Source organism: Fructobacillus papyrifericola, assembly GCF_018437235.1.
In the GTDB taxonomy this organism is placed as follows: Bacteria; Bacillota; Bacilli; order Lactobacillales; family Lactobacillaceae; genus Fructobacillus; species Fructobacillus papyrifericola.
In genome coordinates, this window is sequence record NZ_JAAMFJ010000007.1 from 93,363 (window position 1) to 102,105 (window position 8,743).

Annotated in this window: 7 protein-coding genes and 1 pseudogene; 3 read left to right on the plus strand and 5 right to left on the minus strand. The window is 49.5% G+C overall.

The window, feature by feature from the left end; translation table 11 throughout:
- Positions 1-22 precede the first annotated feature (22 nt).
- The gene (locus G6R28_RS06390; RefSeq protein WP_213793399.1) at positions 23-1,180 is read left to right on the plus strand and encodes a D-alanine--D-alanine ligase family protein; all 1,158 of its coding nucleotides are present in this window, start codon (positions 23-25) and stop codon (positions 1,178-1,180) included.
- Positions 1,181-1,227: 47 nt separating this feature from the next.
- Here G6R28_RS06390 and G6R28_RS06395 read toward each other — a convergent pair.
- The 4 genes and pseudogenes from G6R28_RS06395 to rpsD form a co-directional block, all read right to left on the minus strand.
- Positions 1,228-1,679: pseudogene (locus tag G6R28_RS06395) on the minus strand (universal stress protein).
- A gap of 350 nt (positions 1,680-2,029) precedes the next feature.
- A complete protein-coding gene (locus G6R28_RS06400; RefSeq protein WP_213793400.1) occupies positions 2,030-3,328 on the minus strand; it encodes a replication-associated recombination protein A in 1,299 nt (432 codons plus the stop codon).
- A gap of 63 nt (positions 3,329-3,391) precedes the next feature.
- On the minus strand, positions 3,392-3,760 hold the full coding sequence (locus tag G6R28_RS06405; RefSeq protein ID WP_213793401.1) for a DUF1694 domain-containing protein: 369 nt from the start codon (positions 3,758-3,760) through the stop codon (positions 3,392-3,394).
- A gap of 139 nt (positions 3,761-3,899) precedes the next feature.
- Positions 3,900-4,511 carry a 30S ribosomal protein S4 gene (gene rpsD / locus G6R28_RS06410; protein ID WP_091502630.1) on the minus strand — a complete coding sequence of 204 codons (612 nt, stop codon included), beginning with the start codon at positions 4,509-4,511 and terminating at the stop codon, positions 3,900-3,902.
- Between the two features lie 329 nt (positions 4,512-4,840).
- Here rpsD and G6R28_RS06415 point away from each other — a divergent pair, with 329 nt between their 5' ends.
- Positions 4,841-6,544: a septation ring formation regulator EzrA gene (locus tag G6R28_RS06415; protein ID WP_213793402.1), complete on the plus strand. Its 1,704-nt coding sequence runs from the start codon at positions 4,841-4,843 to the stop codon at positions 6,542-6,544.
- Positions 6,545-6,582: 38 nt separating this feature from the next.
- On the opposite strand, the gene G6R28_RS06420 is transcribed toward G6R28_RS06415, so the two are convergent.
- On the minus strand, positions 6,583-7,992 hold the full coding sequence (locus G6R28_RS06420; protein WP_213793403.1) for an APC family permease: 1,410 nt from the start codon (positions 7,990-7,992) through the stop codon (positions 6,583-6,585).
- A gap of 110 nt (positions 7,993-8,102) precedes the next feature.
- Here G6R28_RS06420 and G6R28_RS06425 point away from each other — a divergent pair, with 110 nt between their 5' ends.
- A complete protein-coding gene (locus G6R28_RS06425; RefSeq protein WP_213793404.1) occupies positions 8,103-8,663 on the plus strand; it encodes a guanylate kinase in 561 nt (186 codons plus the stop codon).
- Positions 8,664-8,743: the final 80 nt, after the last annotated feature.

Genomic DNA, 8,743 nt, shown 5'->3' on the forward strand with positions numbered 1-8,743 from the left:
TGCATTAGAAAAGGAATTTCTTATGGCTAAACAACACGTTGTCTTACTCTTTGGCGGAAACTCTTCGGAACACGATGTGTCCAAGCGTTCCGCTTATAACTATTACAAGGCGTTGGAAGAAACGGGCAAGTACGACCTGTCCGTTGTGGCAATTGCCCCAAACGGTTACTTCTTGGACGCTGACCGTTCCATGAAGATCATGATGCAAGAAGACGAGCAACCACTCGTCGATGCCTACATGGCCGAATTAAAGGACCGTGGTGTGCTGTCACCAATCAAGGCGCTGGAAGACTTGGCACCAATCGACATCTTTTTCCCAGTCGTTCACGGAAACTTGGGAGAAGACGGGACTTTGCAAGGCCTCTTCCGCTTGTTAGACAAGCCATACGTTGGCGCAGCACTCCGTGGCCACGCGGTGTCCTTCGATAAGGTTTTGACCAAGGAAATTCTGACGCAAAACGGCGTTCGAAACACCAAGTACTTGGTTACCTATGCTGCTGACGAGAAGCCATTGACTTGGGCCAAAGTCGAGCAGGAACTCGGTTCAGTTGTCTTCGTGAAGGCCGCTAACCAGGGATCATCGGTTGGTATCTCCCGTGCTGAAAACGAAGCCGAATTCGAAGCAGCCTTGAAGGATTCCTTCCAATACGATCGCAAGGTCTTGGTCGAAGCGGCTGTCAACGGTCCGCGTGAATTAGAAGTCGGTGTCATTGGAAACGATGAGATTTTGGTTTCTGAAATCGGGGCCCACCAAGTGCCCGACCAGGGTGGCGACGGTAAGGGCTGGTATGACTACCACTCCAAGTTCGTTGACAACTCTGAAGTGGCCTTTGAAATTCCAGCCAAGCTGCCGGCCCCTGTCACAGAAGAAATCAAGGCGATGGCTAAGAAGGCCTACCGCGTCTTGAACTTGCAGGGCGAAGCCCGCATGGACTTTTTGATTGATGAAGACAACGTGCCTTACTTGGGTGAACCAAACACCCTGCCAGGCTTCACGAACATGTCCCTGTTCAAGCGCCTTTGGGATTACTCCAACATTAACAATGCCAAGTTGGCTGACATGTTGGTCGAATACGGTTTTGACGCTTATAAGAAGTCAAAGGAAATTTCTTATTCCTTTGAATCACTTGGTGAAGAAAAAGTCGGAACCTTTAACGGGGAAGACGGTAACCAAGGCTAATAAAAAAGCAGACCGAAAGGTCTGCTTTTTTATATTGGAAGGGCTTATCATTTCTCGCGGACGACCAGCACGTCGGTTTTACTAATTCGTGTAACGTAGGAGGTAACAGAACCAACCACCAAACGCTCCACGGCGTTTAGCCGGTTGCCCCAATAATGATCAAGTCGGCGTGAATTTCTTCTGGAATATCGTGGGCCAACAGGGCCTTTGGGGAGCCGTAATCAATTCGGTAATCAACCGTTTCAATCCCTGCTTTTTGGGCTTCTGCTTTATAAGCTTCCAGCATCTGGCGGGCGTCTTCGGTAACGGTATCCACCATGCTGTTATCAAAGGCGGAGATGTTATGAATGGCCCGAGTATCAATCACGTTGGCCAGCGTGATTTGACTCTGCTTTTCCCCGCCCAGGTTTTTCGCCAATTGGATGGCCCGGTGCAAGGCAGCCTGCGATTCCTGTGAACCGTCCATTGGGACGAGAATTTGTTGGTAGAATTCGGACATGGTGGTGCCTCCTTTTTTCTTAAGTATAGCCCTGGCGTGAAAAAATGACAATAAAAAAAGCCCACCCGCAGGTGGACTCGTGGGTCATGCCCACGATACTTCCTTGGCACCGTTAATCGCTGCTCAGATTTTCCTCGAAGTTATCGAGGTGGGCGGTTCATGTTCGAGCCGACCTACCAAATGAGAAGGCTTGGTTGGCTTGTCGCAATTCCCGTCCAAATAAAAAGGTTGTAAGGAAAAAGCTGGTGTTGCAGCAACGCGTATACCGAAGTATTCGTCTCTAGTATAGGAAAAAAATTCTTAAAATAACAGTCTTGACAGAGTGGAATTTTCGATTTAACGGTGCAAAGTCACTTTTGACCACGCAGGCCCTTCTGCTGCTTATCCTTTAGGGTTTCATTGACTTCTTTCAGCTGCTTTTCAAAGGGTGAATTGCCCTTGGGTGAAAAGTAGCGGTCGCCTTTGATGGCGTCCGGCAGGTACTGTTGGGCAACCCAGTCATTGTCAAAGTCGTGCGGGTAGACATAGTCTGTTCCATGGCCCAACTTCGCCGAACCGGAATAGTGGGCGTCTTTTAGATGGGCAGGAATGGCCTGGGCCTTGGAGCGGCTGGCCTGGGCCAGGGCGGCGTCCATGGCCGTATAGGCGGCGTTTGACTTTGGTGACAGGGCGAGTTCAATGACGGCGTTGGCCAAAGGAATGCGCGCCTCTGGTAGACCGAGCTTTTCAGCCGTTTGAATGGCGGTTACGGCCCGGAAGGCGGCATTTGGGTTGGCCAGGCCAATGTCTTCATAGGCGATGACCGTTAGGCGACGCACCAGAATGGGCAGGTCACCGGCGGCAATTAAGCGTGCGGTATAGTGCAAGGCGGCGTCGACATCCGATCCACGAATCGACTTTTGCAAAGCGGAGATGACGTCGTAATGGGCGTCACCGTCCTTGTCAGCAACCAGCGCTTGTTTCTGTGAGGTTTCTTCGACGACCTCTAGGGTCACGGGAATCTCGCCGTCTTCGTTTTTCTTTGTGGAAAGGACGGCTAGTTCGAGTGAGTTCAAGGCAGCGCGCAGGTCACCGTTTGTTGCTTGGGCCAGGTGGGCCTTGGCTTCGTCGCTGATTGAAACCGGATAGTTGCCAAGACCGTTTTCCTTGTCTGCCAAGGCTCGGTCAATGGCCTTTTCAATGTCCTTTGTTGACAAGGGGTGAACCTGGAAAATCTGGGTTCTTGAACGAATGGCTGGTGTGACGTTTAAGTAAGGGTTTTCCGTTGTGGCACCAATTAAGATGATGGCGCCGGACTCCAAGTGGGGCAGTAAAAAGTCCTGCTTGACCTTGTTTAGACGGTGGATTTCATCTAAGAGAAGGACAACGGTACCAGACATCTTGGCCTCGGCCGCCACGGCCTGTAAGTCCTTTTGTGAATCGGTGGCCGCGTTCAAAGCACGGAAGGCAAAGTTGGTTGACCCGGCAATGGCCGAGGCGATCGACGTCTTTCCCGTTCCTGGTGGTCCGTATAAAATCATGGAAGAAAGGCGCTTGGCCTCGACCATGCGCCAGATGATTTTATTTTCACCAACCAGGTCTTCTTGACCAACGATGTCTTCAATTCGTTCTGGTCGCATCCGGTAAGCGAGTGGTTTTTGTCCGGCCATGCTGGCTCCTTTCTTGCTAACGTGTTTGATTTGTTAAGAAAAGCCGACCGGTTCGTCAGCTTTTTAGAGGTTGATATTGTCGATGTTGACAGCCGTTTTGGCGGCTAAAACAAAGGCGTAGGGATCCGTTGTTTGCTTTGAGATTTCGTTGTTGGAAAGCAGGGTGTAGGCATTCCCAGACTGAATGGCCAATTTGAGGTAGTCGATGTAGTCGTCCCCCGCTTGGTTTTGGTCAATCAATAACGTGGCATCCGGATAGGCCTTTAACTTGTCAGCCAGGACAGTCTTGCTTTCTTCTGAACCGACTTCAGAGGCTTTGATGGCCAAAATAACTCGCTCACGGAAGGTCCCCAGGTAAAGTCGTTTTTCATCAGGCTTTAGGTTTGGCCCTGAACCGTTTTGATTTTGTTCGAGTCGTTCGTTGACGTCCATCAAGCAATCCTCCTTTTTTCATCTGTCCTCTATTATACGGAAAAACGGGAGGGGACACAAAGGAGGTGATAGTTAATCGAAACAAAAAAGCACCCGCATAAGCGGGTGCTTTTTGTACCGTAACCGGTTGAATAAAAAATTATCCCAAACGGTTGTAGTATTCGACGATCAATGCTTCGTTAATGTCAGCATCGAGTTCTTCGCGTTCTGGCAAACGAACAAGCTTACCTTCCAACTTTTCAGCGTCGAATTCAACGAATTGTGGACGTGAAACAACTGATTCAACAGCGATTTGGATAGGAACAATGTTCTTTGACTTTTCACGAACAGAAATCACTTGGCCAGGTACCACTTCGTATGAAGGGATATCAACGCGCTTGCCGTCAACCAAGATGTGGCCGTGGTTAACCAACTGACGTGCTTGTTGACGCGTCGTTGCCAAACCGAGACGGTAAACCAATGAGTCCAAACGACGTTCGAGCAAGATCATGAAGTTGGTACCGTGAGTACCTTGACGGATCTTACCAGCCTTGTTGAACAAACCGTGGAATTGACGTTCAGTCAAACCGTAAGTAAAGCGCAACTTTTGCTTTTCGCGAAGTTGAACACCATATTCAGAAACCTTACCGCGACGACCTTGTCCGTGGTCACCAGGGGCGTAGGCACGACGTGCCAATTCCTTACCAGTTCCTGAAAGAGAAACACCTAAACGACGTGAAACACGCCACTTTGGTCCAGTATAACGTGACATATATATGTCCTCCAAAATGTAGTTTGCTGTACATTTGAGGGCCTGCACCAGATGCGTGCAACGTCGATTGATTCGTTTCTCAGAAACCGTAGCTCAGTTCTTACTAACGAGTTGGGACGTTGTTGACGCGCTTCTTTGCAGACTGCTACCAATACAACTTCGATAAGTATAGCAGGAAAAAGGCGGGAAGGCAAGAAAATCAGGGGAAGAGCGGTTGTTGCTGACTTTAAAAAGTTAAGAAAAGTGTAAAAAGTCGCAAGCAAAGCGGATTTTCTCCTTAACTGGTGTAGAGTGGAAATTAGCATATAGAAGAGACGAGGGCAAAAACCATGTGGATTATCTTTGGCATCATTCTTGTCCTGCTGGTATTTGCAGCAGTGGCCTGGGCGATTTTAGAACAGCGCAAAGCCGCCGGACAAGTGGCGGATTTTGAACTGGCGAAGAACGCCCTGTTGAATGAGCACGTGGACCAGGCCATTTCGGCAGCCAAGAAGATTTCGCTGTCGGGTCAGGCTCTAAAGGAATACGAGACGATTCAGGGACAGTACTCCTATTTAAAGAAGAACTTGTTTGCCAAGATGGACCAGGAACGGGCATACGCAGAGTCAAAGACCGGCGGTTTAAACGTTTGGGCAACGAAAAATAGCCTTCACCGCCTGCTTGCCTTAACAAAGGAAGCTGCCCAAGTGCAGGCCAGCATTAAGGATGGCTTGGACAACTTATACAAGCAAAACGACCGCCACCACGAAGCCATCCGTCAATTGCACGACGACCATGGCAAGATTTTGGAGCGGATTGCAAATGAACCCGACACCTTTGGGCCTTCCGCTGCAGCCTTGAGCGACTTTATTAGCCAGGGAGAAGAAAACTACCAAGCTTACCTGAAGTTAGTCGAAGAGGAAAAGGCGCTGGAAGCATCCGAAGCCTTCGAGGCCCTTGGAATGGAAGCCGGTCAGCTGACCCACTACTTGCAATCAATTCCTTTGATTTTTGGGCAACTGAACGGCAAGTTCGTTGAGCAAATCCAAGAAATCGTTGCTGGCCAGGCCGACTTGGAAAAGCGGGGCGTGATTTTTGATGAAAAAGCGATTCAAAAGGCCCTCGACCAAATTGACCAAGACCGCTTGCAGGCTTTAGCGGCTTTGGAAGAACTAAAAATCAAAGAAGCCACCGATTTGCAGCTTGGTGTTAACAAGCAGATTCAGGCCCTCTATGATCTGCTAGAAAGTGAAATGACCGCTTACAAGCGTTATTTCAAGCAACAAGAACTGGTGAAGCAAGCCTTTGATCGCATTTCGGAACAAAACCACTCCCTAATGATCGAACTGGCTTACCTGAAGGGCCGTTTCCAGTTGACCCATGACGAGGAAGGCAAGCAGCAGGAAGCTGCCAAGGAAATCGAAGACCTGGTCAAGGCGCAACAGGAAGTTTCGACTGCTTTGTCTGAAAAGACCATGACCTATTCAGAAGCCTGCCAGCGGCAGGAAAAGTGGTTGGCCATCGATGCCGAACTGGACCAGGAACAAGTGGCCCTCTACAAGCAAATTGAGGCCTTCCAGCCGGCCTTGAAATCAGCTAAGACCCATTCAAGTGCTGCCATCAGTGAAATGAAGGACTTGAAGCGTTCCTTGGAACGGCGGGACTTGCCTGGCTTGCCCAAGTTGTTTTTGGACCACTTCTTTGCCCTTTCAGATGAAATGAAGCGGCTGGATGAGGGAGTCAACGCCTCCCTGGTCGACTTGGATGCCGTACAGCGTCAGCTAAACATTGTTTCCTCTGACTTGGATACATTAAAAGAAGAGGCCAAAGTCGTCGCCGAACAAGCCGAACTGGCAGTCTCTTTGCTGCAATACGCTAGTCGTTATGCAGCTGAAAACAGCCAAATGAACCAGACGCTAAAAGAGGCCCAGCGGGACTTTGACGAGAATTTCGACTATGCGTTGGTGATTGATAAATTAAAACCAGTGCTAAACGAGGTCGAGCCCGACGCCTACGCGCGTTTAGTGGCCAATCAAGACCCAATTGAACTGTAAATAAAAAGAACGGTCCGCTCAGTGCGTACCGTTCTTTTTTATTGTTTTGGATTGCTAATGGCTGAATGCTTGATGCCGTAAGTAAAGTACCAGATTAAGCCAAGGGCGACCCAGACGGCGTAGAGCTTCAAGGTCAGGATTGGCAGGCGAATGATCAAGAAGAGTGAAAGTCCGGCTGCCAGTGCGGGGAGAACCGGATAGAAGGGCATCTTGAAGCCGTCGTGGGCCAAGTCCTTGCGCTTGCGTAAGAAGAGAACCCCGAAGGTGATGAACATGAAGGCCGTCAGCGTTCCGATGTTAATCAAGTTCGTCAGTGTGGACAGGGGGATAAAGCCGGCCAGCACCGCTTCGACAACCACGGCTAAGACGATGGCGTTCTTGGGCAGGTGTTGGCTGTTGACTTTACCAAGACCTCTTGGCATCAGGCCGTCCCGACCGAAGGAGTAGGCCAGGCGGGAGGAGGCGAAGATCAAGGCTAAGATGGCGGTAAACATCCCAATCAAAGCCCCGATTGTAATGACAACGGAGAATTGCGTTTGCTTGATGGTCTGTAGCGCAAAGGCGGCGGGGTCGTCGACGCCGAGTTTCTTGTAGTTGACGATTCCGGTCAGCACAATGGCAAAGAGCGTGTAAAGGGTTGATGAAATCAAGACGGTCCCAAGAATGCCCCGCGACATGGTCTTAGTCGGATTCTTCACCTCGGCGGCGTGGGCGGCGATGGTGTCAAAGCCCAAGAAAGAGAAGATGATCGAAGCCGTGGCCGCCGTGATTCCACCAAGGCCAAAGAGCCCAGTCTGGAATTGCTTGGGGTAAAAGTCGGCGTAGTTGCTTGGCTTAATAAAGAAGAGACCACCAATGACGAAGAGTAAGATGATGGCAATCTTTAGGACGACGCCGGCGTTTTCGACTTTTTTGGATTGGGAGAGGCCGGCAAAGAGAATGAAGGTCGCAATCAAAATAACGACGACCGCTAAGAGATTAACAAAACCACCCTGGTCGGGACCTGCGCGAAGGATTTGGGGCAGGGCGAAACCGAGTTGTGCCAAAAGCGAGTTCAGATAGGCGGAAAAGCCGGTTGCAATGGCTGAAACTGCCAGGAAGTATTCCAGAATCAAGGACCAACCAAGAATCCAACCGATGACTTCGCCATAGACGACGGATCCATAGGAGTAGGCGGATCCGGCAACGGGCATGGCCGAGGAAAATTCTGCAAAGGCCATGCCACAGATGCCAGAAAAGAGGGCGGCCAATAGAAAGGCAATGGCAACGGCTGGTCCGGCGTTGTTGGCTGCTTCATGACCGGGTAGAATAAAAATTCCTGAGCCGATAACGGTTCCGACACCAAGGCCAATCAAATCCTTGGTCGAGAGAACGCGGGCCATTTGCCCGTCTTTTTTTAAGTAGCCGGCAACCGACTCCTTTTGGAAAGCGCGTGATAGAACGTTCATTTCATTTTTTCTCACTTTTTTCTAATTAATAAAACAATTGTAGCAGGTATAAAATAGCTTGTCGATTTTTTTAATGGTAAAATGTAGCCATTGGTTTGGAGGAAAGCGTCATGGCGAAACGAGTCATTGTTTTAATGGGACCTGCTGGAGCGGGAAAAAGTTCAGTTGCTTCTTATATAAAGGAACGCTTTGGAATTCCGCAAGTGATTACCCACACCACCCGGGCAATGCGCCAGGGTGAAGAAGATAACGTTGACTACTACTTTGAAGACGATCAGAGCTTTGATCAAAAGCACTTCTTAGAAGAGGTCAACTATGGTGGCCATCGATATGGTTCTTCGATGGAAGGTCTGGAGCGTGCTTGGTCAAGAAACGACTTGGCTTCGATTGTTCTGGATACAAAGGGTGGCGAGACCTACCAGGAGATTCTCCACGATCAGGCTTGGCTTTGGTACGTGACAGTTTCCAAAGTCGAAGAACTCGAGAAACGCTTAGTTGCAAGAGGGGATGCCAAGCAGGCGATTGAAAAACGTTTGTCATCTGCGGAGTTCAAACGGGACTTAAGCTTGCCGGATTCGCTTAAGAATAAGGCTGTTGTGATTGAAAATGATGACTGGACGACTACTAAAAGGCAAATTGATGGCTTGATTCAAGGCACTTTTGGCAACTAAAGACTTTCTTAAAGATTTTCTTCCAAAAAACCATTGACCAACCCCCAAGCAGCCGGTATACTAATTATTGTTCCTTGCGA

Coding starts and splice junctions, on each gene's coding strand:
- G6R28_RS06390 (WP_213793399.1), top strand. CDS start 23: ATGGCTAAACAACACGTTGTCTTACTCTTTGGCGGAAACTCTTCGGAA.
- G6R28_RS06400 (WP_213793400.1), bottom strand. CDS start 3,328: ATGGCCGGACAAAAACCACTCGCTTACCGGATGCGACCAGAACGAATT.
- G6R28_RS06405 (WP_213793401.1), bottom strand. CDS start 3,760: ATGGACGTCAACGAACGACTCGAACAAAATCAAAACGGTTCAGGGCCA.
- rpsD (WP_091502630.1), bottom strand. CDS start 4,511: ATGTCACGTTATACTGGACCAAAGTGGCGTGTTTCACGTCGTTTAGGT.
- G6R28_RS06415 (WP_213793402.1), top strand. CDS start 4,841: ATGTGGATTATCTTTGGCATCATTCTTGTCCTGCTGGTATTTGCAGCA.
- G6R28_RS06420 (WP_213793403.1), bottom strand. CDS start 7,992: ATGAACGTTCTATCACGCGCTTTCCAAAAGGAGTCGGTTGCCGGCTAC.
- G6R28_RS06425 (WP_213793404.1), top strand. CDS start 8,103: ATGGCGAAACGAGTCATTGTTTTAATGGGACCTGCTGGAGCGGGAAAA.